Genomic DNA, 24,558 nt, shown 5'->3' with positions numbered 1-24,558 from the left:
GAGGAATAGAATGGGAATCTTTCGCAGTTTTACATCCCGTGGCTTCAAATATGCAACCGCTATGGTATTCACTTTGTCATTGTACGCTGGTGTTGCGAGCAGCATACAACCGGCATGGGCAGAAGGCCCGGCTGATCCGGCCCCTTTCATTGCCGCCAAAGTGGTCAATGAAAACGCTGGCAAAAAAGTGTTGTTCGATAATACACACGGACAGACGGCTGGTGCGGCAGACTGGGTGATTAACGGCGGATTTTCAGACTTGGCCAAGCCCTCGCAAGCAACGGCTATGATGTGCATGAGCTTCGCAAATCTACGCCGATTACTTACAATGACCTGAAAGATTATGATGTTTTGTAACGGCAGAGCCGAATATTCCTTTCAAACAAAGTGAACAGGCTGCGATGGAGCAGTATGTCAAAGCAGGCAACAGCATTTTCTTCATTGGAGATCATTATAATGCGGACCGCAACAAGAACCGTTGGGACGGATCAGAGAGTATTAACGGTTACCGTCGCGGAGCATGGGAGGATCCTGCCAAGGGAATGAGCGCGGAAGAAAGAAGCTCGGCAGCGATGCAGGCGTAGTCAGCTCGGATTGGCTGGGGAGCCAGTTTGGTGTGCGTTTTCGCTATAATGCATTAGGCGATATTACCGCCAATCAGATTGTCCAGCCTGCGCAGGCGTTCGGCATTACAGCGGGCGTAAGCAATGTAGCCATGCATGCGGGATCAACGCTGGCGATTATCGACCCGTCAAAAGCCAAGGGCATCGTATACCTGCCCGAAACAAACCAGGCTTGGGGTAACGCTGTAGATCAGGGCGTCTATAACGGAGGCGGCATACCGGAAGGACCCTATGCAGCCGTATCCAAAGTAGGACTCGGCAAAGCAGCCTTCCTGGAGATTCATCGCCTGTTGAAGATGCGACGCCGAAATATCTGCGCGAAGAGACAGGAACCAAGAAGACGACGTATGACGGCTTTAAGGAGCAGGATGATGCCGTGTTGCTGGTTAATATCGTTGATTGGTTATCCAAGCAGGAGAACTACACCAGTCTGACGGATGTGAAAAGCTTGCAGCTTGATCAGCCGACAGCACTGCTGCCTTTTGAAGAGCCGCAGGCTTCGACGGAGCCACAAGCCGAGCCTTGGTCCGCTCCCGCAGCCGGTTACAAGTGGTGGGATCAGCAAACTTTTAAGGCCGGAGCCTATGGCGGACCTACTGCCAGTGCGCAGCCCGTGTACAGTATCGTTCGTCAGGAACAGCTGCCGAATGCAGAGCCTTTTCAAATTCGGATTGCAGCCGATCAACTTGCACCGAATACCACGGTTAGCGGATTCAGCACAGGTATTTATGTAGCGGGCGGCAATCAGGTAGCCCAGATTCAAAACCCGGATGGAAGCTGGCCGACCTCTTACGGCTATAGCGGAACATTCAGCCTGGAGTCCGACGGCAAGGGGCATGCCTACAAAGACCTCACAGTGCGGATCAAGCCGGGAACCAGCGGCTCGGCCAATCTTAGGCTGAGACAAAACGGCAGCAACCTGCTGACCCAATCGGTCGTGCTGGCAGATGTTCCGGCCCAGCCGTTGCCTGAGGAAGGGAATACCGTTCCGGCCCGTATTAGTGTTGCAGAAGCACGGAGCCTCGCGGCTGGCAAAGTTGTTACACTGGAAGGCACTGTGACGACCGAGCCGGGTGCATATGGCGGTCAAGCCTTTTATGTGCAGGATGGAAGCGGCGGTATTTATGTATATCAAAACCAAAGCGGTTTTCACCAAGGCGATCAGGTGAAGATTACGGCAACCCTGGCGCTGTATAACAGCGAATTGGAGCTGACCGATCCGGTAGCCATTGAAAAAACAGGAGAAGGACAGCTTCCGAAAGCTCTACAGATTACCGAACTTAGCGATACGAACCAAGGACAGTTGGTCGAACTTCCACATGCCATCATTCGTAATGTAGTAGACGCGACTCCCGTTGGTTCGTTCGAATTTGATGCGGTGTCCGGCGAGGTAAGCCAACATGTACGCGTGGATGCACGTACAGGCGTAATACGGACCTCTTTTCCGTATCAAGAAGGACAGCAAGTGAAGATCAAGGGAATTTCAGCGATTTTCAAAGGGAATTATCAGTTAAAACCGCGTAGTCTTGATGATTTTACAGTTCAGGCAGGTGCGGCATTACAAGAAGTGAAGCTTTCGTTGGATCAAACAACCCTTAATGTTGGGGATACAGCAGTAACACATCTCAGTGGGTTGCTCACGGATGGCAGTGAAGCGGATTTAAGTCATGCTTCTGTCCAGTATGCCAGCAGCCATGAGTCCGTTACCCTTGATACGTATGGACAAATTAAGGCGGAAAAAGAGGGGAGCGCCGAAATTACGGCCAGCGTAACCTTGGACGGTAAAACGGTCGTATCCAATCCTGTAACCGTTACAGTACAGAAAGCTGTTGCAGGCGAAGTGCCGGGCAAGCCTGTATTGTCTCATGACAATGGACATGATAACGGTTTGAAGGACGGCGATTATAAGATCACCATGAATCTGTGGTGGGGTACGAACGGTGATGAACTCAAGCTGTATGAAAACGGCGAGCTGATCGGAACTCAACCGCTGAAACCCGCTTCCCCCGGGGCACAGAACGCAGTCATCCCGGTAACGGGCAAGGCAAATGGCACTTATACGTACACCGCTGAGCTGATCAACGCTTTCGGTAAAATGGTTAGTGACCCGTTAACCGTCGAAGTGACCGATGCTTCGCCCGGCATTCCGGTGCTGTCTCACAACAACTGGGATGGTGACGGCAATTACACCGTTGCTATGAACATGTGGTGGGGCACGAATGCGACCCAATACAATTTATATGAAAATGGAGAGCTGATCGACACGCAAGAGCTGCCGAACCAAACGCCGCAGGCCCAAAGCGCAGTCACAGACATCCAAGGCCACAAATCGGGCACTTATGAGTATCGGGCCGAGCTAGTCAATGCTTCAGGAGAAACTTCTAGCAAAACGATGATCGTTGAAGTGAAAGAACGCTAAATGTAAGAGCATCTACTGACTTTTTGAGAGTCGCTAGATGCTCTTTTTACTTATTCGGGCTGTCGTTTCATATGTCTGTCTATCGGTTCTCATCCCGAATATCGGTATTATTACAAAAAAAGCCCCCGGGAACGGGGACCTGCATATTTAAGATTGAGTTGGTTGAGCCGAGAGATTATCTATATTGGTGGAGCCAAAGAAGAATAAAACAATCAGAATCGTGATAATGATAAACTCTGCAAAATGCTCTCCATCAAACTCACTTGGCGCAAGCTCACTCACCACAAATAACCCCTTTCGTAATCGGCATATTACTTTTGCATTTTCTTTTGAAAGGCTTGTATCACTTGATCCAGCGTCATATTCCCGTTATCATTTAAAAATTTCACCATGTTATCGACGTTGGAAGGGTCTGCTGCTAATGTTTTGTATTTTCCCGTTAATCCCACAAGCAGCGTTGCTTGTCTGTATAAAGTAACGGAATCGACATGTAGCTTTCCTGTTAATAATAGGGCTGCTACGATGACCTCCACATTTTTTCCATGCAGGGCGGAGAAGATAGCCGAGTTACTGTTTAACCCGTTTTTCTTTTGTCCATTGGGGTTAGGGGATGATTTGGATTTTTGATTGCGATTACGGTTTCCATTCTTTCCTAAGGAAGTCATTGAATCTTCCTCCCGCCATATGCTGTCCTTGCCCGTCTTTTATGCCAGTGAGGTATAAGGACAACGGAACTGCGCGTGCTCATTCAAAATGCCGTTATATTCATATAATATGCGAACAAGAAAGTGTTGGTTACTGTAAGAATAACCCTGTCTGAGTGACCTCGACTCCTATTACCCTATAATTTCTTTTCGCATGTTGCTCCAATATAGGTTAAACTACTATAAAGCAAGCCAAATAGGAGTTGTAGATAAAATATGTCGAATGAAGAAGTTTTGTTGACTAAAGAGGGATTGGCCAAGCTGGAGGATGAGCTTAAGGAACTGAAGACCGTAAAACGCAAGGAACTCGCCGAACGGCTTAAGCTGGCTATCAGCTACGGCGATTTGAAAGAAAATAGTGAGTATCACTCAGCCAAGGACGACCAAGCGTTTATGGAAACCCGGATTCTCATATTGGAGAAGATGCTAACCAAAGCCCGGGTCGTGGATGAGAGTAATTTGGACCTTAGAACCGTTAGTATCGGATCAACAGTTATTCTGAACGATATTGAATTTTCCGAAAAGATGGAATACAAGATTGTAAGTCCTGCGGAGGCGGACGTGCTGGATAACAAAATTTCCTATGAAAGCCCTCTAGGCAAGGAGCTTTTGGGTAAAGAAGTGGGCAGTATCGTTCATGTGAATGCACCTATGGCTGTCATCAAATACGAACTGCTCGAAATTAAGTTAACGTAATCCGTTCCCGATTCCCTTGTATGAGGGGGCCGGGATTTTTACTTTTTAATGAGCATAATTTCAGGGCTAAAGCCGCCCCCACCGGAGCGCAGAGTGCGCTCCACATGCGAAACAGGGACTACATAGTATTTACTATCTGCTGCTATAACACACTGCAAGCTAGTCCGCTATTAGAAAGCCTGCTTTCTCCAATGCAGCACAGGCTTCATCAATTTTGGTTTCATCCGGGGCGTGCAAGGTATGAAGGTGAATACCTCCGGTCAGTTGTGACAGATAAATCGCTTGGGTGGAGCTGATTTTACGGATAAAATCGTCTACTTCCTTGCGGGTTCCAACCCGAATCAGAGCAGTCAGATCACCATATACCGGATGCTCTACAATAACGTCCTGTACACTTACGCCATAGTCGACGATCAGCTTTAGTTCCTCTTCTGTCTGTTCAGGTCGGTGCTTGCACACGATAATACGTGAGGCTGGAGGGGCAGCCTGACCTGCTGGCTCCATATAAATGTATCCTTGACTTGTCGCAAGAATAGGCTCTTGGCTTGCTTTTAACAGCGAAATATCCTGTACGATTACTTGTCTGGAGACGGAAGCCCTGCGTGCCAGTTCGCTCCCGGTCAGCGGGGATTCGCTCTTAAGCCACAGTAATAGCTGTTCGCGGCGTTCCGTGCCCATCCGTTTTAAAGATTCAGTCAACGGGATAAGCTCCTTTCTTGTCTGCTTGTCAGGTCTGTTAAAATATCCACCAACACATCCAGATCCCCGGTGGTTGTTGTTCTTCCGAAGGAAATACGAATAAATTGCAATGCCTCCCGACCGGATGCTCCAAGCGCCTGTAAAGCAGGTGAAGGCTCGTGATGTCCGGCGGCACAGGCGCTTCCGGTGGATATACAGACACCGCTACGGTTACATTCCAGCATAACATATTGTCCCTCATAACCGTGAAAAAAACATCCCAGAATATGACTGAGCCTGGCAATCCTATTGTTTTCCTGTACGGCCAAACGCAATGGAATTGATCTTTCCTGAATTTTGGTGAAAAAATACTGTCTCAGCGCGGCATATTGTTCCCGATGCAGTTCCATTTGTTCTGTCATCATTTCCGCTGCCGCAACAAACGCCGCAATCCCGGGAACGTTGACCGTTCCGGGGCGAAATCCGTTTTCATGCAGTGTATCAGGATACACAGGGCGCCACGGCGTTCCCGGTCTGAGATATACCACCCCCACACCCTTGGGACCATACACTTTATGGCTCGATATGGAGAGAGCGTCCACCCCTAGCAGATCTACATGAACTGGAATGTTGCCAAAGGTTTGTACCGCGTCGCTGTGCAGCAAAATCCCCCGTTCGCGTAACAGGGGAGACAAGGCAGTAATATCCTGAATAAGTCCGGTCTCTGAATTGGCGTGTTGTATGGATACAAGCCCGGTGTCTTCTCTGAGATGAGGTAAGAGGACATCCCGGGTGATTCGTCCTTCCTTGTCCGGCTGCACAATAGTCAGCTCATAGCCCTGCCGCTCCAGCAAAGCAGCCAGATTGTACATCGAATGGTGTTCCAGGGCGCTCATGATCCAGTGTTTTTTATGCTGTGGCAATCCGTTCAGGATGGACTGTACAGCCAGCATGTTAGACTCCGTTCCCCCTGTTGTAAAATAAACTCCTTCCTTTTGACCTCCAATCAAGTCTGCGATCCGTTGTCTGCTATAATCCAGTGCATAAGCTGCTTGACCGCCTGCATCATGGAGGCTGCTGGCATTTCCGAACATTTCCTTATTTAATGTGTTATACATATTCAATGCTTCGTCACACATCGGTGTAGAAGCCGCATAGTCCAGATAAATCATGGCGAATCTCCCCCTGCTAAAAATAATTCCATCCAAAAAACCTTGAGATTATTGTAGGCATGTGTAAATATAAGTGTCAAGACACTTGTAAACATATTGGTACACACAGCGCTTGTCTGTTCGTGGGAAGACGGGTCAGACAGTCGCAGAGATAATGGAGGGATTCAAATGTCTATGCTTGACGTTTTACAAGGAAATCGTGGACTCATGCCAGAGTATTATAAGACACTGACGGTTGCTGATATGGAGCAGCGTGTCGCCCAATTGAAGCAAAAATGGGGACAAAAGCTGCTTATTCCGGGCCATCACTATCAGAAGGATGAGGTTATTCAGTTTGCAGATATAACAGGGGATTCCCTTCAGCTTGCCCAAATGGCGGCACAAAATCAGGAAGCAGAATTTATTGTGTTTTGTGGAGTACATTTTATGGCAGAAACAGCGGATATGCTGACTACGGATCGGCAAACGGTCGTGCTGCCGGATATGCGCGCAGGCTGCTCGATGGCAGATATGGCGAATATGGAGCAGACAGAGCGGGCCTGGAAGCATTTGAAGGAGATGGTGGGCGATACGATCATCCCACTGACCTATGTGAATTCCACGGCAGAAATTAAAGCTTTTGTGGGGAGACATGGAGGGGCTACGGTGACCTCTTCGAATGCCAAGCAAGTGCTGGACTGGGCGCTGAAGCAGAAGGAACGCATTTTGTTTTTGCCGGATCAGCACTTGGGCCGCAACACAGCTTATGATCTTGGCATTCCGCTGAATGAAATGGCGGTGTGGAATCCAATGACCGATCAACTGGAGACGGACCGTGACCCGGCAGCCGTAAAAATTATTTTATGGAAAGGGCATTGCTCTGTTCATGAAAAATTTACAGTCGAGAATATCCATCGTATCCGTGAGCGCGACGAGAGCATCCGGGTCATTGTTCATCCCGAATGCTCTTATGAGGTTGTTCAGCTTGCAGATTGCGCAGGCTCCACGAAATTCATCATCGACACGATCCATGCGGCAGAGCCGGGGACAAAATGGGCCGTTGGCACGGAAATGAATCTCGTGCAGCGTATCCGGCAGCAGTACCCCGAACAGCAGATTGAATCGCTCAATCCCGATATGTGTCCCTGCCTGACGATGAACCGGATTGATCTTCCACATCTGCTGTGGGCGATGGAGCAGATTGACCGTGGAGAGCCTGTGGGTGTGATTCGTGTCAACGATCAGGTTAGACAGGATGCTGTGCTGGCACTGAATCGTATGCTTGCTATCCGTTAAGGGTTTTTCCAGCCTGTATCTCTATTTAAAGATTAGTCGCTTGCCTGGTTTCGTGCTATAATCGTAGCAACGAATCGAAGGAGGTGAATCCCTTGTTTGAGCTTCAGGACCTGCTCCCCTACTTATTTACGATCGGCTTGCTGTGTACGGTAACCTACGCATATCTCGCTCATTTGCACGGCAATGTGCCCGAGTGCTGGATAGAAGGCGGGGCCGTGCGGTCGCATGCTTCTCCGCTGATGCCGTTAACTGCCCGCGGGCAGGACATGCCTGTCCGGCTGGCACGTCATATCCGGCGGAAGGAAGCGCCGGATGAAGACGCGTCAGATTGTTCCCCCTCGTTGAACGATGGCACAGCCAATCAACGAGGAGGAACATATGAAACGATTCAAGGGATTCATCTTTTGGGGTAAAAAAGAACGGATATTCGGAATTATGGTAGCGCTGGCGGTGGTTATGCTGCTTTCCGGCTGCGGCGCGAATGCTGCGGAGATTAATGCACATACACCCGGATTTTTTAATCATTATGTGGTGTTCCCACTATCCTGGCTCATTCAGCAACTAGCGCAATGGTTTGGCGGAAGCTTTGGACTGGCGATCATGTCATTGACGTTAATCGTCCGTCTGACGTTACTGCCGCTTATGATGCGCCAAACTCGTGCTCAACAGGGGATGAAGCGCAAAATGAGCGCTATGCAGCCCGACTTAGACCGAATTAAGAAGAAGTACGAAAATAAGAAGGATGCTGCCAGCCAGCAGAGTATGCAGCAGGAAATGATGTCACTTTACAAAGAGCATCAATTTAATCCGCTGAATATCGGCTGTCTGCCTATTCTCATTCAGCTACCCATATTGAGCGGTATGTACACAGCCATCCGGCTTACCCCGGAATTGGCGTCTCATTCGTTCCTATGGTTCCGACTCGGGCAGCCGGACTGGATTTTGGCAATCTTCGTCGCAGTTGTTTACTTGGCACAGGCCAAGCTATCCCAGCTTCAAATGACGGCTGAGCAACGCAAGCAGTTTGCGATCATGGGATATCTTTCGCCCATCATGATGGCTGTTTTTTCTTTTAACGCGCCTGCTGCCATGCCGTTATATTGGACGGTAAGTGGTACCTTTTTGCTGCTCCAGTCGCTATGGTTCCGTAGACGCTATCCAACGGAGGAAGCAGAGGATAAGGTCAAGCTCGGCGAAGTAACCCCAACAACTTAGAACGAGTATAGTGGCTTTAGCCTACACGTATTTAGTCACATCATGAATAGATGCCTCTTGAACCGTTAAGGTTGGAGGCATTTATTCATTTTCGGTCCTCTTCTTTTTGAACTAATCAGTTCCATCTCCCTTGAGTCAGGCCACCTGGAAAATTAGGGGGTTATATGTTATATAAGCTGAAAAGTAACTTCTAAGTTCAGCTTATATAACAATCATCCGTTTCATAGTATAGATTTTTAAAGTCGGGAGAGGTTATATGAACATTTCAACCCTTGAATGGCAGGAGAACCAAATTAGAGAGAGCGGCTGCTACTGCATGAGAAGTATGCAAAAAGCACCAGGATATATTCAAAAGTTGAATTGGACAGAACAGGAACTCAGTCGTGGTCTGACTTAAATACAACTAAGAAAAGATAACAAGCCGGTTGGGTTTGTCGAATGTACGCCGGGAGAAGAGGCATGGAGAGCTGTTCATGCAGACGGCTACCTTGTGATTCATTGCTTATGGGTTGGCGTGACGGGAGTGGGTATAGGATCCGTATTTTCCTGATAACTGGACCCAACGCTTGGAGCGTTTTGCTCAAGGATTGACCATCTTGCGAACCCGTCAATGCCCGTATCTCGAGATTGCCACACAGAATGTGATCGAAGCGGCCGAACTTTTGGGAATACAGCCCCAAATCATTCTTATGGATAACCGTCCACAACTGATGGAACTGTCTCCGACACCTTACGGTGTATTCCATGTAATTTTTAACGGAGAACTGATTTCGTATCACAGGCTAACTCCACGTTCTTTTGCTAAAAAACTGAAATTACTTTACTCTAAAACATAATCCCTTCAGGATAGGGATAAACGAAATATGGGTACAGTAAATAAATACACTATATAAGCTGAAAATGCACATTTAAAACGGTGTAGGCGGAATGGTACTGTATAAGCGAAGCAGCACGAAATACACCCGTTTTACCACGAAACGAATATTACGGAGAGGACAAATAACATCATGAAGCAAACGCAAACGAAGTTGCCTGTTTCCTTGGCATTACTTACCTGCGCAGTATGTGCGCTCGTTTTCGGTTTAATCGCCTTGTGGGTCAGCGACCAGCAAGTGCGGTATTTTGACCTTAGAATTATTACGGCCGTGCATCAACTGGAATCGCCTGCTATGACTCGCATCATGGAATTTTTCACCACCATAGGGAGCGAGGTTCCGGTTATTATCATTCTGGTGATCGCCATGATTGTACTATACAGAGTGTTGGGACATCGTAGAGAGCTGCTATTTTTAGCCATTGCCGTGGTGGGCTCAGTGTTGCTGAATACCGTACTAAAAATGCTATTTCGGCGCGAACGCCCCGAGATTAATCGTATTATTGAAGCCAATGGCTACAGCTTTCCCAGCGGACACTCCATGACTGCCTTTACGATGTACGTAGCGCTCACTTTTCTCATATGGAAGCATGTCCCATCCAGGCTGGGCCGAATCCTGCTTGTTGCGGTCAGCGCGCTACTGATTGTAACCATAGGGGCAAGCCGTATTTATCTGGGAGTGCACTACCCGAGCGACGTACTGGGGGGGTATTTTATGAGCGGAAGCTGGATGGCGGCTTGTATCTGGTTTTATCAGCGTTATGAAGAACGTATGCCACCTCTCCGCTCCAAATCGACAGCATAGCTAGAAAGTGCAAGCGTACGAACAGGAATAAAAAACAAACGGGTCGAACAAGAATGAAGTTACTTCAAAAAAAATGCTTGAATCAAACTCTAAAAAGAGAAAACAGACGCAAACAGCGTCTGTTTTGTAGTCGAGAAATATGTTTGAGAACGATCAGCCTTTGGCCTGCTTGGCAGGTTTGAGCCCCAGTTTCTGCTCCCAATTCTCATAAAAAATAATAGCCGCCTGTATGAAGATAGCAGGAAGCTTACGGCTTCGAATGAATGTATGAATGCCGACAGCGCAACCTGCTCCAATGAGTGCGCCTGCCAAAATATCCGAAGGATAATGTACACCCGTCCACACTCGAGACACCGAAATGAGTACAGCCAGTATAACCCAGAGGACACGATATTTTTGATGGTGAAGCCACAATATAGAAGCCAATGCAAAGGCTCCAAGTGCATGATTGCTCGGGAATGAAACATTGGCATCATGATGGATCAGCTGGATCACAGAATGTCCGACAAAAGGCCGATCTCTATAAAACAAATGTCCAAGCCCCCAACTGATCACAAACCCGATACATACCGTCAGAATCGCTTCCAGCACCATCATCCGGTTAGGCATTTTAAAGGTGAACCAGTATATGAGTAATGCCACCCCAAATAAATACGGTGCATATTGCGCCATAAAACGCATCAATCCATTCAAAAAGGCAAGGTGTTCAGCCAACCCATTGATCCAGTGAAACAAGGCATAGTCTAACTTAATTAGCATGAATAAAATACTCCTTAATATCAAAAAATTGAATTACAAAGTTATATTATATAGGGATCGGACAACTAAAAGCTTAAAATTAAATAAAAAATGAATGTTATTTCCATTTATCATTTATTTTTTCTATGAAAAAAGGTGATTTTGTGGTGAAGAAGTCGGTGCTGGTGATCGATGATGAAGAGAAAATTTCCAGACTGCTTCAATTGGAGCTATCCCATGAAGGCTATATGGTCGAAATCGCCCAAAACGGCAGAGAAGGACTGGATAAGGCTTTGACGCGCACTTGGGACATTATTATTCTGGATGTAATGCTGCCTGAGATGAACGGGGTTGAGGTGTTAAGGGAGATACGGAAAATCGACACACTTACACCTGTCATTATGGTGACCGCGCGTAACACAACAACTGATAAGGTTTCCGGTTTGGACGAGGGAGCGAATGATTATATTACGAAGCCCTTTGAAATTGAGGAGCTGTTGGCACGGATGCGGGCGAGCATGAGACATCAACCGGAGTCTGCGACGATCCCTCCACATGAAGAGAGCAAGCCCTCGTCCCGGCTTCAGGTCGATGGTTTGGTGTTAGACCGCAAGACACGGTCTGTGGTGCGTGAAGGGAAGCATATGGAGTTAACACCCAAAGAATTTGACCTGCTTCTCTACCTCATGGAGCATCAAAATCAGGTTTTGCAGCGGGACCAGATTATTCAGGACGTATGGGGATTTGATTTTGTCGGCGATACGAATGTCGTTGATGTGTATATCCGGTATGTCCGCAAAAAATCGACCATGGCTACAAAAAGAAGCTGATCAAAACCGTACGCGGTATAGGATATTGCATCAGGGAGGAAGAGCATTGAAGCTGCGGACGAAAATTACTTTGCTTGCTTCTATTTTAGTCCTCTCCATTCTCCTGTTTGTAGACGTAACGGTTCATCTGCTATTTGTCAAAATTGCGACCCGGAATGAAAGAGAAGTGCTGCAAAATAAATGGACTGAAATCATTGCCGAGGCCGGTCCGACCATGATCCTGAAAAATGCGTGGAGCCCCAAGCTAAAGGACGAGCTTTCAGGGGATACGATCCTGAGAGTTTTTGATCAGAAATCCCGCTTATTGTATGAAGTCAGCCGCCAGTCCCGCTTCAAGCTGGGTAATATACGTTTTAACCCTTCTCAAAGCTCGGAGCTGACGGATGTACAAGGACATAAAATTTTGGTCATCCATCTCCCGGTTCTCTCCCCGGAGGGCAATCAGGAGGGAACGCTGGAAATCGTGGAAAAATGGGATGCGCTCGAAACCAATCTCGATATTCTGAATACAATCCTAATCACATCAACCGTAGGGCCATGTTACTTAGTCTGGTAGGCAGCACGATTTTGGCGAACGTCATATTGCTGCCTATTTCGAGCAGCATCGAGACGATGCAGGAGATTGAAAGAAGTCTGAAGTTTAAAAAGATCCCCGTTGGCAGTCATAATCATGACGAATTGTCCCAAATGACAGCCACCTTCAACCGAATGATGGGCAGGCTGGAGGAAAGCTTTCAAAGCCAGCAGCAATTTGTCTCTGATGCCTCGCATGAGCTGAATACGACGCTTATGATTATTGAGGGCTACGCCAACATGCTGCGGCGGTGGGGCACGCGTGACGAGGATATCTACCAGGAATCCATTCAATCCATTTATGAAGAAACACAGCGGATGCGCACCATGACACAGCAATTGCTGGCACTGGCTTCCTCACAGCAGGGAAATCCCGAACCGCATGAACGTATGGAGCTAGTTGGCTGCTGTCAGCAGGTAGTGGCTCATCTCAAGACAGTACATGATCGGCAAATTAACATTTTTATGGATGAACCGGAAATCTGGTTGGATGCCAATCTTGCAAAAATCAAGCAGTTGCTAGTTATCTTGCTCGACAATGCTCTAAAATACAGCTCAGATGAGATTGAAATCGTTTTGTCCACAGAGGCAAAGCATGTCCAAATTCGAGTCAAGGATGCTGGAATCGGGATACCTGAGGGAGAGGTCAAGCGAGTGTTCGAACGATTTTACCGGGTAGACAGCTCCCGACACCGTAAAACGGGAGGAACCGGGCTGGGGTTGCCCATTGCCAAGGCTATTACAGATGCCCATCAGGGGACGATCCGGATGGAGAGTGTGGAGGGAAAAGGAAGCGAGGTCATCGTCACACTGCCGCAGAATCAACAGGAAAGGCTGTCCCTCCAGTAGACATATCTACTCGCGGAACAGCCCTTTTGTTGATTCCAGTATAGTGTGAATGAATGGTTGAACAGCCCCTCGGGTGCTTGTCCTAAAGAACACGGCGTGCTGTAGTGTAATGGGAATTCCACCATCCTGAGTTCAGATCGGTAATCGTTACGCCGCCTTTACCAAACGTGTGCAGCAGCTTGCCATTTCCCATATAAATCGCTACATGGTGAATTGGTGAATAGAAAAAGACCAGATCGCCTTTTTGAAGCTGGCTGCGTGGCACAAAGGTACCAACGGTCGATTGTTGTCTGGACGAGCGTGGAAGCTTGATGCCATTTTGTCCAAAACATATTGAGTGAAAGAAGAGCAATCAAAAGAATTTGTGTTGCCTGCCGGCGCTCCATGCTGATAACGTACGCCCATGAACTCGGAGCCCGTAGCAATAACCCGATTAGCTTTGTTCGCGGAAGCCGCATGAATGGTATCTGGTCCTACAACGAAGCTGCCTGCACTGAAAGCCAATGTCATCGTAACGCAAATGCCCATCCATAATTTTTTAGTAGTATGTTTTTCATGATGTTCCTCCGTTATTTCGTATTTGTTGATGTCCTGAAATGACAATAACATAAATAAATATCCGGAATTTACCACTCAAGGTTACAATCCTGTTACCCCAACGCTTTGCCCTTATTTATTAGAAAACGATGAGAATTTTCTCCTTAATTCTGGATTGACAAAATGTACAGCTTCCCCTTATCACTGGGCCTGTATGACAAAAACCGACTTGAAGACGATTCGCACAAGCAATGATGCAAAATATACATACCTATATACTACATTTATAACTTGTACGGGAGTAGGCTCAAGCTCCCGTCTTATTGTAATAGTCACACTGTATTTCCGGTCAGGAAGGGGAATTCACATGGCTCCAAAGCAGGATAAAACGATCAAAGGCCAACGTCTGACCATTGTTCAGGTCATTTCTAACTTTCCAAATGCACAGCCGGTGCCCTCCATTAAGGGCGGAACGGAAAAGGTTGTGTATGAATTAACAGAGGAACTGGTAAAACGGGGGCATCATGTATCTCTTTTTGCCGCCCGTGGAAGTAAGAGCAGCGCCCGGTTGATTACCTATCCCAAGGGCTTGAAGCATGGTCAAATCCCCCAATTCGTACTCCGGCACATGCCTCCCGGAACGCAAATGATTCATGATCATACCTTTCGTTCGGCTTTGGGAAACAGAAAGCTCCCTTGTCCGGCAGTATCCACGGTTCATCTTCCTGTGAAGAAGCATGGCAACAATCCGGTATATGTTAGCAAGCGGGCACGGCAGTTGATGGGCGAGGGAAAAGGCTATTATGTATATAACGGCATCAACACACATGATTACGAGTTTAGCGACAAAAAGCACGGCTATTTACTGTTCATGGGCAGAATAATACGGAATAAAGGCGTTTTGCAGGCCATTCAGGTTGCAGAACAAACAGGAAAAAGGCTGCTGATTGCCGGGCCGATCAAAGCTCCGGTTTTTTTTCGCCAGGAGATTCAAAAACGGATTCAGCGCAATCCCAATATCCGTTATATAGGAGCAGTGGGGGGCCAACAGAAGCAAAAGCTACTCAAGCACGCGGAGTGTCTGTTGTTTCCGACATTGTGGGAAGAGCCGTTTGGACTTGTGATGGTGGAGGCGATGGCTTGCGGGACACCTGTGCTGGCTTTGAAAAACGGTTCGGTTCCCGAGGTGCTGGCAGGCTTTCCGCAGCTGATTTGCAAGTCGGTTGGCCAGATGGTACTAAAGGTGCGGCAAAAAAACTATCCGTCTCCAGCCAAGCTTCGCTTGTATGTCATGCAAAGATTTACCAACAAGCAGATGACCGATAAATATTTGAAGCTGTACCGTGAAATCATTCGCCGGGAAGGAAAGAGGAACGGGGCATCGAGAGCCTAAACGGAGGTGGAGGAAATGAGGGTCACAAAGCATATGCTTGGGAAGGGTTCCCCCTGGGCTACTCCTTATTATATAGCGACTGAGGGACAGGGAGGGCCGCATGTGATGGTGGTTGCGGGCATACACGGCAAGGAAATGGCAAGCATTCGGGCCGCTGAGAAGCTGGTGGAGCTGTTGAATCAACAGAAGCTGCGGCTCAGCCAAGGTAAGCTCATGATCATACCCATTGTGAACCAGGTGGCCTACCGCAAGCGGATCAGAGGTGTGCCTGATCTGAACAGGACCTTTCCGCGTACGAAAAAGAAAGCGGCCACGCAACCGCTGGCAGCGGCTGTGTTCGAACTGGCACGAAAGCATCGACCCGAATGGTACCTGGATCTGCACGAAGCCAACGGATTATCTCAAAAGGATGCCAAGGTGCTTGGTCAGACGTTGATTACCAATAGCGGCAATCCGGCGGTCCCTACGGTGCACCGGATTATAAAGCGAATGAATTGTTCCATCAAGGTGAAAGACCAATATTTCAACATTCGGCTGCGCGAGCTTCCAGGTTCCTCTCGAACGGCGGCAGCCCGTATTCTAGGAGCACGCTCGGTTACCGTGGAAACAGGCTGGAGTCTGCCCAAGAAAGTGCGCATAAATTATCAAATGCAGATCGTACAGCATTTTTTGAGAGAAGCAGGGATGATGAAGACTAACGAAGTATATTTATCCGCTCAGGTCAGAGGTGTAGGTGTAACCTAGTCAGGCAAAACATTACAACGCAAAATCGCTCCTGAAGCAAGGGAAGTTTATTCCCCTGACTACTACAGAAGCGATTATTTGTTTGGTGGTTTCATGAAGGAGTAGTTACGTTAGTAAGTCCTACTGTAGTGTCGTCAGGAATCAGACTTATAGAAGGCACTCACCAGACTGTTGCCCAAGCGTACCTCGATCAGTTCCAGCGACGTATCCAGACTGGCCCTGACGGTATGATACGTATCCGTTGGGATACTGAACACAGAGCCGCTTGCCGCCGAAAACCGTTCCCCATTCAGCATGACCTCTCCCCGGCCGGAAACAATCGTCCACACTTTAAGCCCGCTGCCGTGGATACGGCCGTTCAAGCGTTGATCTGGCAGTACCGTCAAGCGTATAGCCAGGATATCGTTCAGGCTACGGTGATCGAACTCGTCCAGCACACGATAGCTGCCCCAAGCGGTTTCACCATGCATAGGATATAGCGGAAGCGCCCCTAGCTGCTCCTTGATCGCATGGGCATAGCTCTTGGCGGCAATGAGGATGCCGTCAGGACTGGCAGCAGCGATAATATTCTCGACGCCAATGACATGAAGCGGATAGGGCAGCTCATTGACGATATGCGTTCCTTGAGCGGGACCGCTGATCTGTCCACGCCCGATGACCCGGCTGCCTAGCTGTTCCGTTAACGCCTGCCAACTTCCGATATCACACCATTCACCATCGTAAGGAAGGACAACGGCATGTTCGGCATGCTCCGCGACCTCCTCGTCGAAGCTGCGAATAGGGAGGTCGTCATACATTGCGCGCAGTTCCTTATCATTCAGCGGCAAATTGCAGCGCTTCATACAGGACAGCATATATCTCAGCGTAAAAGCGTAAATGCCGCAGTTCCACAATGCACCTTGGCTAATGAGCTGCTGCGCCCCGATGCGATCCGGCTTCTCTGTGAAGCGGGCAACCAACGCATAAGAAGCCTTATGCGCCCGTGTTATCTCCTGATCCGGCACGATATAGCCGTATTGGTCAGAGGGATGGCTGGGCCTTGTCCCAAGCATGGCCAGATCAGCTCCACTATCGAGTAGCAGGTCGGGGAGCCCTGCCACACTTTGAAAGAAATTCTCTCCTGCAAACATATCGGCCGGAGCGATACAGAGGATTTCATTCAATCCTGTACCTCTGGTGTGCAAATAAGCAGCCGCGAGCGCAGCAGCGGTGAAGGTGCCCCGCTTGGCAGGCTCGCCCAGAACAGGCAGACGACTTTCCGTATGGCGAAAGGCTAGATTTACCTGATTCCGGTGAGCCAGCAGCAGGGCAGAGGCATCCAGTCCGGCCACAGTAAGCTGACGATACACCCGGCCAAGCATGGATTCTTTCTGCCCGTCCGGGGCAGGCAACAGCCGGAGAAACAGCTTCGAGCGGATATCGTTGGACAACGGCCACAGCCGTTTTCCAGCACCGCCGCATAACAGAACAATGCGCACAGGCGCTTCCTCCTTCGATTTCAGATCTATTTTGGATCATGAGTTGAAACCATGTTGAGCGCTTTCGTTTTCACAGATGCTTCGGTTTTCCTTTTAGCTGCCAGCTGATACACCTTGCGTTGATGAAAAGATAAGGAACGGTGGCTTTTAGCGAATGTATCCAGCTGTTTTTGCGACAGGGAGGCCGCTTGACTATGAAGTCCTTTATTGAGTGACTTGCGTAAAATCATTCGGGAGGGATCACTGCTGTAGAGGTGGTTGGCATATGTTTCATATTCAGAAAATCCAAACTGCTTCGTCCGGTCTATACTGCGGATAATCGCTTTGTACCAGGGAATCCCGTGGCGGGCTTCAATGACTTGCTTGAGCCGGGTGAGCCGCGCTTTTTCAAACAGCATATAGTGGGTAACAAAGGACTTTGGTGAAGGGGCCTTAACGCCCATCAGCTTGTGGTAGGTGCGGAAATACTCCGGCTGACTCCAGCTGCGATAGTAAAATATCGTTTTGCCGTCTTTGCGGAACACATGTGGACGAATCAGGACGGTATCTGCGTCAATGACCAGAAAAAAAGAGGCTTTGCTGATTTTGTCACCGTTCATTTTAAGCAATTGCTGATACAGCCAGCCTGAGCGATCCCAACGCGTTGTTCCGTAGCGAATATCCTTTTTCGTGATGGGCAGAACGGTCTTTTCGTCTACAAACGTACACTTCTTGTGTGCGCACAGACGGCGGAGTCCGGCACTTTGCGGTGAAATGATATAAATGGTTCCAATCCGGTCCTGCACGTGACGGCGCAGGCTGTCAATCACCAGTGGAAGCGTGGCGATATCCTTATCAATTGCAGGAATCAGAACATCTATCGTTAGGGAACCTTTCCGTTGCCCATCCGATTGCGCTGACATGTTATTCACTCCCTATTTATGCAAAATGTACGCGTTCGGCGTCTTATATTATTGTATGTACGGACAGGCGCTTTCGACCGGGCAAGGCCAGTCGTCCATTTATATGCGGAATAGGGCTGATGGCGCTTTCGGATGGGGATTTGGTGCATACGATGGATTGTTCTTTTCATACAGGAGCGTTCTACCCTGACAGCAGAGAGGAGAGGGGCAAGTGAAATTTTCACAAGCGCAGGCCTTGCGCAGCAAGTGGCACAAAACCAAATTGCTGCTCCAGCATCGCGGCATCAAGCCTTTTATACCGAATACTCAAAAATACAACAAAGCAAATCTGAAGTCGATGCTGGAGCAATACGGCATGGTTTATGTAAAACCTGAGCGAGGCACGTTTGGCAAAGGTGTGATGAGAGTAGAGCAGGAGGAAGGACAACGTTTTGCCTATCAGTATGAGGAAAAGCGTCTGGAGTTCAAAAGTTTGGAGGGCCTGTTTACCAGTCTGTCGAAGAAAACGGGCAAGCAAAGCTATCTCATTCAAAAAGGCATCCATTTACTGCGGCATCAGAAGCGTTATTTTGATATCCGGGTCATGGTGCAGCGCAATGCAAAAGGGCCATGGGAATCTACCGGAATTATTGGTCGGCTCGGTCATCCCCGCAAAATTGTAACCAACTATCATAGCGGCGGCAAGCCGATGGCACTGGAGCAACTGCTGGAATCCCATTTAACCAAAAGCAAGCAGGCTGAACTGGTAAAAAAATTGAATGAACTGGGCATCACCATTGCGACACATCTACAAAAAACATATCCAAATTTCCGGCAAATTGGAGTGGACATCGGGCTGGATCGCGGCTTTACCCCGTGGATTATTGAGGTGAATACGAAGCCGGACCCGTATATTTTTAACCAATTAAAAGATAAGTCTATGTATCGGAAAGTGTTAAGGTATTGGCGACTTGCCAATGAAAAGAAGAAAATCACAGTCCCGGTCAAAGATAAAATCAAAGATAAAGACCTTAAGAAAGCAAAAACTTCATGACGAAGAATGAATTTCTTAAATAACATAAAGCCAGACTATATGTAGAAATCAAAGGATGAATGTTCCATGAATTCATCCTTTTTATATACTAGATTTTTCGGGTTTCCTTTCTGTGAGCGTAAAAAACAACTCAACGAATTTGATGTAATGAAAAAAGTGGAATTGGAAAAGCGGCTCAACCTTATAATCAGTGCTTGACAGCTACCCGAGCATCCGATAACGGTTACATTCGATGAGAATGCCTGCTTTATAGCGGCTGCAATTTCGTTTGAAGTAATGGCGACGTTGAAAGGCTTTAATACGATTATGGCGACCATCTACGGTCCCATTGGTCCATCGGCATTGATGATAGTTCACGATTTCCACTTTCCAATTACGCATCGTCTTGAGCACACTTCGGACAGCAGCATGGTCAAGTTGATCGCCTCGCTCACACCAACGCTCAAATCCCAGTTTGGCAACGACAAAGCTCGGTGAGCAGTCATACCAAGTCGTGAACGCTTCTTTCCACGCCCATACGCTGCGGAGCAGCACAGAGTAGTTCAGCAGCAGTTCCAGCCGTTTTCTACTTTCTTCATCCAACGATTCCATAGGCGGATTTAGCAAGCGATGATGGGTTTTCAAATAGGTCTTCGCCCGTGGAGTTAACGTGTTCTGGACGGTTTTTCGAACTTCCTGCACGCTTTCAATCACATAACTGTGCACATGAAACCGATCGGCAATACGAATCGCACTCGGAAGGCATTCACTGATCCAAGTATGGTACGCCTTAGCTAAATCCATGTCCACCGCTTTGGGCTTCAACAGAAGAAAGTCTGAATGGTTGCTCGCATACGTCCGCAAGTCTTCCAACTTTCGGCCCGGTAGCAGGTCTAGCATCGCTTCGCCTTTGAGATTGTGAATGCCCGTGTTGTACGTATGACCTTTCTTTATGCAAAGTCATCAACACCTAATACCAGTACTACTTCCTTTGCGAATGACGTTTTGATTGGACTTACAAATGGCGCAGCGCTGTTTATACCCTATCGGTACGCCTCTAATGTGAAGTTCTTTAGTATCAATGGACAAAATTTGGTGAATCTGTAGCTCTGGTAAGTCGAGCATTTCATTGATATATTTAGTCTGCATCAGTTTATTCCTTTTGTTGTTTGTGGGGACTTACAACATTACAGGGGTTTGAGCGTGTTTTTTCTTATCTTGTTTAAATGGGGCAATTGTTTTGTTTTGTTGTTTTTTTATCTGTTGTTTCTAATGCTTTATAAATATTTGTGGGTTCTGTTGCAAAGTTGAAAATTAAAAATAGGATTTATGATATGTAGCTATAGATGACATGTAGTTAGATACTTTTAGACAGACCAGTTATCGCTGGCGATACAAGTCAGATACTTTTTAAAACCTCTAATTTGCGTTTTAAGCCATTTTGACTATCTAAGTTGTTAAAATATATATAGTTGGAAATAGATGTTGTTTAAGAACGTGTCTGAGCGATTCTGTGAGGAGTTTTAACGACGAATGGGTTTGAGGAACCTCTCTGAACGACATAATTTTATTTTAGGAGGGAACAACATGGAAGTTTTTGCAGAATATTTAGCGCATATTGATAACCCGCAACATTGGGCCCGAACGGAAGAAGTTTTGGCTTGGGTAACTAAGAAATTTCCAAATTTAATGCCAAAAATTGCGTGGAATCAGCCTATGTTTACCGATCACGGCACATTTATTATTGGCTTTAGCGTAGCCAAACATCATTTGGCTATTGCCCCTGAAAGGGCAGGGATTAATCATTTTTCTGATGAAATTGTGCAGACTGGCTATGATCACACCAAGCAGTTGGTACGTATCCAGTGGGATAGTTCAGTTGATTTCTCATTACTTGAGAAATTGATCGAGTTTAATATTTTGGATAAGGCAGACTGTTCAACTTTTTGGCGGCAATAAAAAATAGGATAGCCCTTAGAGGCTCATATTTGCGTTTTAAGGCCTTTTGGGTTTGTTGAAAAGGTAAGAAAGTATAAAATTAGGGTTTGCCGCAGTGCTCGCCATTGTGGCATTTTTACATTTTAGAAAAGGTGGGTTTTGATGAATAGCATTAATAATAATTTTGTAAAGTAGTAAGGCTTATTGCAGTAAGAAGAAATTGAAAAAGAAACAAGAAATTATATTTTAACTGCCGAGCAATATGAGAACATGAACAAAAAAGTTCATGCAGCTGTTGCCATTAAAAAAGATTATGAGCGGTTGAAAGGATTAACAGATGTTTTTCCATCTTTAGTCTACGTTTTTTTCGTCAAGCACTGATTTCGGTTTTGAGCCGGAAAAGCTATATGAAAACAATGAGAATTGAGGTCTCGGTGTATGGAGTTATGGGAAACAATGTTAAGGTCTGTATTAGCGTTTACCATCATGATGCTTAAAGCACGTATATTGGGAAAACCCACCATTGCGCAAATGACCTATCATGATTTTGTAAGCTGCCATTACATTGGGCGCGATCACCGCGAATATTTCCTTTAATGACAAAATAAGCATTTGGAACTTACTAACAGCCACACTTACCTTTACCGGAATTGCTTATTTGCTGATGGTTTTTGCAATGAAGAACCGGAAACTGCGAAATTGGTTTTCGGGAAAACCAACCGTGTTGATTCAAGAAGGAAAAATTTTGGAGAACAACATGAGAAACTTAAGATTACGCTAGATACACTGAATCAGGAGTTAAGAGAAAAAAATATATTTAATATACAAGATGGAGTATGCCGTGCTTGAGCTGAACGGGAACATTTCTGTATTACCAACGCCGGATAGCATGCCTGTAACCCGAAAAAATTTGCATGTGAACACTCCTTCCAAACAGACTTTTCCCATAGAATTAATCATGGACGGTAACATCATTGATGCCAATTTGAAGCAGAATGACATAACAACAGAGTGGCTATTTTCGCAGGTGAAAAGAAGGGATTCTCTATTGAGAATATTAATTATGCAGTAATCAGTTCTGATGGAACTATATATTTTGATGAGTATAAGGATCAAATCCAAAATCCTATTGATAAAGAATGAAGGATTTGATTTTATTTACATTAAAGGTATATGATATCACACGCGGAGCTTCGGTACATGATTTTCCCGTATCTACAGGCATAGCCGGGGTTTCCATGCGTTTGGAACCGGGTGGGATGCGTGAGCTCCACTGGCATGCTAATGCGGCTGAATGGGCCTATGTGGTAAGCGGTTCCTGTCGGACAACCATTATCCATCCGGACGGATCTTCCTATGTCGATATCTTCAATCCTGGTGATGTATGGTATTTTCCGCGCGGTTATGGTCACTCTATTCAAGGTCTTGGCCCTGGGGAATGTCATTTTATCCTGATCTTTGATAATGAAGATTTTTCAGAGGATCACACGTTCAGCGTAACTGATTTCATAGCTCGGACTCCTGCGGAGGTCGTTATGCAGAATCTGGGACTCACAGCCGATGAACTGGCTCTTTTGCCAGATAAGGAAGCCTATTTTGTGAAGGAACCTGTACCTTCTATCGGCTCTCATTATGCATATCCTCGTATTTCTTCTGATCTGCTCACCAAACACCGTTATCCTTTAATGGCCAAACAGCCCAGATTGGCACCAGGTGGCGGGACGCAGCGGACGGTTACTGTAGAAGATTTTCCGATTTCTTCGACCATGGGCAGGTCCGTAATTGAGCTGGAACCGGGCGGATTGCGAGAAATGCACTGGCATCCCAATGCAGACGAATGGCAATATTATTTGGATGGTAACGCAGAAATGACTGTATTTCTTGCTGAAGGGAATGCAGTGACAGAGCAGTTTGAAACTGGTGACGTGGACTATGTACCGATGGGAGCCGGACATTATATTAAAAATACCGGATCGGAGATATGCCGCATTTTGATCGGTTTTAACAGTGGTCATTACGAAGCCATTGATCTGAGTGAGTGAGTGGCTGGGAACCCTGTTGATGTATTAGCAACGAATCTGAACCTTCCTAGAGAAATAGCGAATAAACAGCCCGCTTCTACTCCCAAAAAGGGGCAGAGAGCGGGCTGTTAGTCATGGTTTCGCTTCTACTTGTATTTATGAATTTGAAATTGAACAACCTGTAACCCTGTGCTATCCTTATATTAAAGAGAAGATAAACGAAGTGAAGATGATTTTCTCTGCATTCATAAACATCTGATGATATGATGAATAGAAGGGGTGTACAGCCATGACCTCTGTCATTGAACTGAACAATGTAAGCTGGAAAAGAGATAACCGTACGATACTGGATCAAATCAACTGGCAAGTAGCCGAAGGAGAGCATTGGGCTGTACTCGGATTGAATGGATCGGGCAAAACAACGATGCTTAACATGATTAATGGTTACATATGGCCAACTACAGGCAGTGTCGGTGTCCTGGGTCACACCTTCGGGGATGTGGATCTGAGGGAGCTGCGCAAATCCATCGGTTGGGTCAGTTCCTCTTTACAGGAAAGAATCAATGGTAGCCAGCGCACGCAGGATGTCGTCATTAGTGGCAAATTTGCTTCTATTGGGCTTTACGATCAGACGACGGATACGGATTATGAACAGGCAGTTCACCTCATGACCCAATTAGGCTGCGCTCACCTCGTGGATCGTCTGTATCAGGGCTGCTCACAGGGAGAAAAACAAAAGGTGCTTATCGCCCGCGCATTAATGGCCTCGCCCAAGCTACTGATTTTGGACGAGGCGTGTAACGGACTGGACTTCTTTTCCCGGGAAGCTTTACTAACCAGCATCCGTCAATTGTCCGAGTCGCCGGGTGCGCCGAATTTGCTGTATGTCACGCATCACATAGAAGAAATTCTACCCATGTACACGCATACCATTCTGATTCGCCGGGGTACCGTTTTTGCCAAAGGCAAAACGACAGATATTCTGAGCAGCGAAACGCTTAGCGATTTTTTTGAAACACCAGTGCAGGTGGAGTGGAGACAGGATCGGGCTTGGCTCTCTATGGTTTAGAGAGTTCAACCTG

Annotated in this window: 18 protein-coding genes and 7 pseudogenes; 16 read left to right on the top strand and 9 right to left on the bottom strand. The window is 47.0% G+C overall.

Going from position 1 to position 24,558, the window contains the following annotated elements; genetic code table 11:
* Positions 1 to 10 precede the first annotated feature (10 nt).
* A pseudogene (locus ASL14_RS29410) lies at positions 11 to 3,042 on the top strand (endonuclease).
* 147 nt (positions 3,043 to 3,189) lie between these two features.
* On the opposite strand, the gene ASL14_RS29145 reads toward ASL14_RS29410, so the two are convergent.
* Complete coding sequence (locus ASL14_RS29145) at positions 3,190 to 3,324, bottom strand: hypothetical protein (protein ID WP_257721136.1); 135 nt, start codon at positions 3,322 to 3,324, stop codon at positions 3,190 to 3,192.
* Between the two features lie 29 nt (positions 3,325 to 3,353).
* The gene (locus ASL14_RS25345) at positions 3,354 to 3,707 is read right to left on the bottom strand and encodes a hypothetical protein (RefSeq protein ID WP_025685804.1); all 354 of its coding nucleotides are present in this window, start codon (positions 3,705 to 3,707) and stop codon (positions 3,354 to 3,356) included.
* Between the two features lie 255 nt (positions 3,708 to 3,962).
* Between ASL14_RS25345 and greA the strand changes: the two genes are divergently transcribed.
* Positions 3,963 to 4,442, top strand: a complete 480-nt coding sequence (gene greA, locus ASL14_RS25340; RefSeq protein WP_134914260.1) for a transcription elongation factor GreA — start codon at positions 3,963 to 3,965, stop codon at positions 4,440 to 4,442.
* A gap of 159 nt (positions 4,443 to 4,601) precedes the next feature.
* Here the strand turns inward: greA and ASL14_RS25335 are convergent, their stop codons facing one another.
* Both ASL14_RS25335 and ASL14_RS25330 read right to left on the bottom strand, forming a co-directional pair.
* Positions 4,602 to 5,141 carry a transcription repressor NadR gene (locus ASL14_RS25335; protein WP_134914258.1) on the bottom strand — a complete coding sequence of 180 codons (540 nt, stop codon included), beginning with the start codon at positions 5,139 to 5,141 and terminating at the stop codon, positions 4,602 to 4,604.
* Entirely contained in the window at positions 5,138 to 6,292 is a 1,155-nt protein-coding gene (locus tag ASL14_RS25330; protein ID WP_134914256.1) for an IscS subfamily cysteine desulfurase, read from the bottom strand. Before ASL14_RS25330 ends, ASL14_RS25335 begins: the two co-directional genes overlap by 4 nt.
* Before the next feature lie 168 nt (positions 6,293 to 6,460).
* Here ASL14_RS25330 and nadA point away from each other — a divergent pair, with 168 nt between their 5' ends.
* The 5 genes and pseudogenes from nadA (at position 6,461) to ASL14_RS25305 (ending at position 10,461) form a co-directional block, all read left to right on the top strand.
* Positions 6,461 to 7,567, top strand: coding sequence for a quinolinate synthase NadA (gene nadA, locus ASL14_RS25325; RefSeq protein ID WP_134914254.1), 1,107 nt, complete (start codon positions 6,461 to 6,463; stop codon positions 7,565 to 7,567).
* 92 nt (positions 7,568 to 7,659) lie between these two features.
* Positions 7,660 to 7,980: a hypothetical protein gene (locus ASL14_RS25320; RefSeq protein WP_134914253.1), complete on the top strand. Its 321-nt coding sequence runs from the start codon at positions 7,660 to 7,662 to the stop codon at positions 7,978 to 7,980.
* Positions 7,946 to 8,782, top strand: coding sequence for a membrane protein insertase YidC (gene yidC / locus ASL14_RS25315; RefSeq protein WP_134914251.1), 837 nt, complete (start codon positions 7,946 to 7,948; stop codon positions 8,780 to 8,782). Before ASL14_RS25320 ends, yidC begins: the two co-directional genes overlap by 35 nt.
* Before the next feature lie 256 nt (positions 8,783 to 9,038).
* Positions 9,039 to 9,618, top strand: a pseudogene (locus ASL14_RS25310) (GNAT family N-acetyltransferase).
* Between the two features lie 171 nt (positions 9,619 to 9,789).
* Positions 9,790 to 10,461 carry a phosphatase PAP2 family protein gene (locus ASL14_RS25305; protein WP_134914249.1) on the top strand — a complete coding sequence of 224 codons (672 nt, stop codon included), beginning with the start codon at positions 9,790 to 9,792 and terminating at the stop codon, positions 10,459 to 10,461.
* 153 nt (positions 10,462 to 10,614) lie between these two features.
* Here ASL14_RS25305 and ASL14_RS25300 read toward each other — a convergent pair whose 3' ends face one another.
* On the bottom strand, positions 10,615 to 11,220 hold the full coding sequence (locus ASL14_RS25300) for an undecaprenyl-diphosphatase (RefSeq protein ID WP_134914247.1): 606 nt from the start codon (positions 11,218 to 11,220) through the stop codon (positions 10,615 to 10,617).
* Positions 11,221 to 11,366: 146 nt separating this feature from the next.
* Between ASL14_RS25300 and ASL14_RS25295 the strand changes: the two are divergent.
* Together ASL14_RS25295 and ASL14_RS29405 are read left to right on the top strand one after the other, a co-directional pair.
* Positions 11,367 to 12,079, top strand: a pseudogene (locus ASL14_RS25295) (response regulator transcription factor).
* Positions 12,076 to 13,451: pseudogene (locus tag ASL14_RS29405) on the top strand (sensor histidine kinase). Before ASL14_RS25295 ends, ASL14_RS29405 begins: the two co-directional pseudogenes overlap by 4 nt.
* A gap of 82 nt (positions 13,452 to 13,533) precedes the next feature.
* On the opposite strand, the pseudogene ASL14_RS25285 reads toward ASL14_RS29405, so the two are convergent.
* Positions 13,534 to 13,961, bottom strand: a pseudogene (locus ASL14_RS25285) (C40 family peptidase).
* A gap of 394 nt (positions 13,962 to 14,355) precedes the next feature.
* Here ASL14_RS25285 and ASL14_RS25280 point away from each other — a divergent pair.
* Both ASL14_RS25280 and ASL14_RS25275 read left to right on the top strand, forming a co-directional pair.
* On the top strand, positions 14,356 to 15,381 hold the full coding sequence (locus tag ASL14_RS25280) for a glycosyltransferase (RefSeq protein ID WP_134914245.1): 1,026 nt from the start codon (positions 14,356 to 14,358) through the stop codon (positions 15,379 to 15,381).
* Positions 15,382 to 15,396: 15 nt separating this feature from the next.
* Positions 15,397 to 16,125 (top strand): succinylglutamate desuccinylase/aspartoacylase family protein, encoded by a 729-nt coding sequence (locus ASL14_RS25275; RefSeq protein WP_134914243.1) that lies wholly within the window; start codon positions 15,397 to 15,399, stop codon positions 16,123 to 16,125.
* Between the two features lie 134 nt (positions 16,126 to 16,259).
* On the opposite strand, the gene ASL14_RS25270 is transcribed toward ASL14_RS25275, so the two are convergent.
* On the bottom strand, positions 16,260 to 17,603 hold the full coding sequence (locus ASL14_RS25270) for a sugar phosphate nucleotidyltransferase (protein WP_134914241.1): 1,344 nt from the start codon (positions 17,601 to 17,603) through the stop codon (positions 16,260 to 16,262).
* A gap of 26 nt (positions 17,604 to 17,629) precedes the next feature.
* On the bottom strand, positions 17,630 to 18,505 hold the full coding sequence (locus ASL14_RS25265; RefSeq protein ID WP_134914239.1) for a DUF6492 family protein: 876 nt from the start codon (positions 18,503 to 18,505) through the stop codon (positions 17,630 to 17,632).
* Between the two features lie 211 nt (positions 18,506 to 18,716).
* On the opposite strand from ASL14_RS25265, the gene ASL14_RS25260 reads away from it, so the two are divergent.
* Positions 18,717 to 19,538, top strand: coding sequence for a YheC/YheD family protein (locus ASL14_RS25260; protein ID WP_134914237.1), 822 nt, complete (start codon positions 18,717 to 18,719; stop codon positions 19,536 to 19,538).
* Positions 19,539 to 19,739: 201 nt separating this feature from the next.
* Here the strand turns inward: ASL14_RS25260 and ASL14_RS25255 are convergent.
* Positions 19,740 to 20,666 (bottom strand): annotated as a pseudogene (locus ASL14_RS25255) (ISL3 family transposase).
* A 438-nt stretch (positions 20,667 to 21,104) separates the two neighbouring features.
* Here ASL14_RS25255 and ASL14_RS25250 point away from each other — a divergent pair.
* The 4 genes and pseudogenes from ASL14_RS25250 to ASL14_RS25235 all read left to right on the top strand — a co-directional run bounded on the left by ASL14_RS25250 (position 21,105) and on the right by ASL14_RS25235 (position 24,545).
* The gene (locus ASL14_RS25250; RefSeq protein WP_134914235.1) at positions 21,105 to 21,476 is read left to right on the top strand and encodes an iron chaperone; all 372 of its coding nucleotides are present in this window, start codon (positions 21,105 to 21,107) and stop codon (positions 21,474 to 21,476) included.
* A 643-nt stretch (positions 21,477 to 22,119) separates the two neighbouring features.
* Positions 22,120 to 22,527, top strand: a pseudogene (locus tag ASL14_RS29725) (DUF421 domain-containing protein).
* 76 nt (positions 22,528 to 22,603) lie between these two features.
* Positions 22,604 to 23,497 carry a cupin domain-containing protein gene (locus ASL14_RS25240; RefSeq protein ID WP_223264134.1) on the top strand — a complete coding sequence of 298 codons (894 nt, stop codon included), beginning with the start codon at positions 22,604 to 22,606 and terminating at the stop codon, positions 23,495 to 23,497.
* A gap of 268 nt (positions 23,498 to 23,765) precedes the next feature.
* Positions 23,766 to 24,545, top strand: coding sequence for an ABC transporter ATP-binding protein (locus ASL14_RS25235; protein WP_134914233.1), 780 nt, complete (start codon positions 23,766 to 23,768; stop codon positions 24,543 to 24,545).
* Positions 24,546 to 24,558: the final 13 nt, after the last annotated feature.

This window comes from Paenibacillus sp. IHB B 3084, from assembly GCF_001447315.1.
GTDB lineage: Bacteria > Bacillota > Bacilli > Paenibacillales > Paenibacillaceae > Paenibacillus.
Note: the sequence above shows the minus strand (reverse complement) of the source record. Positions and strands in the feature narration are given on the sequence as shown.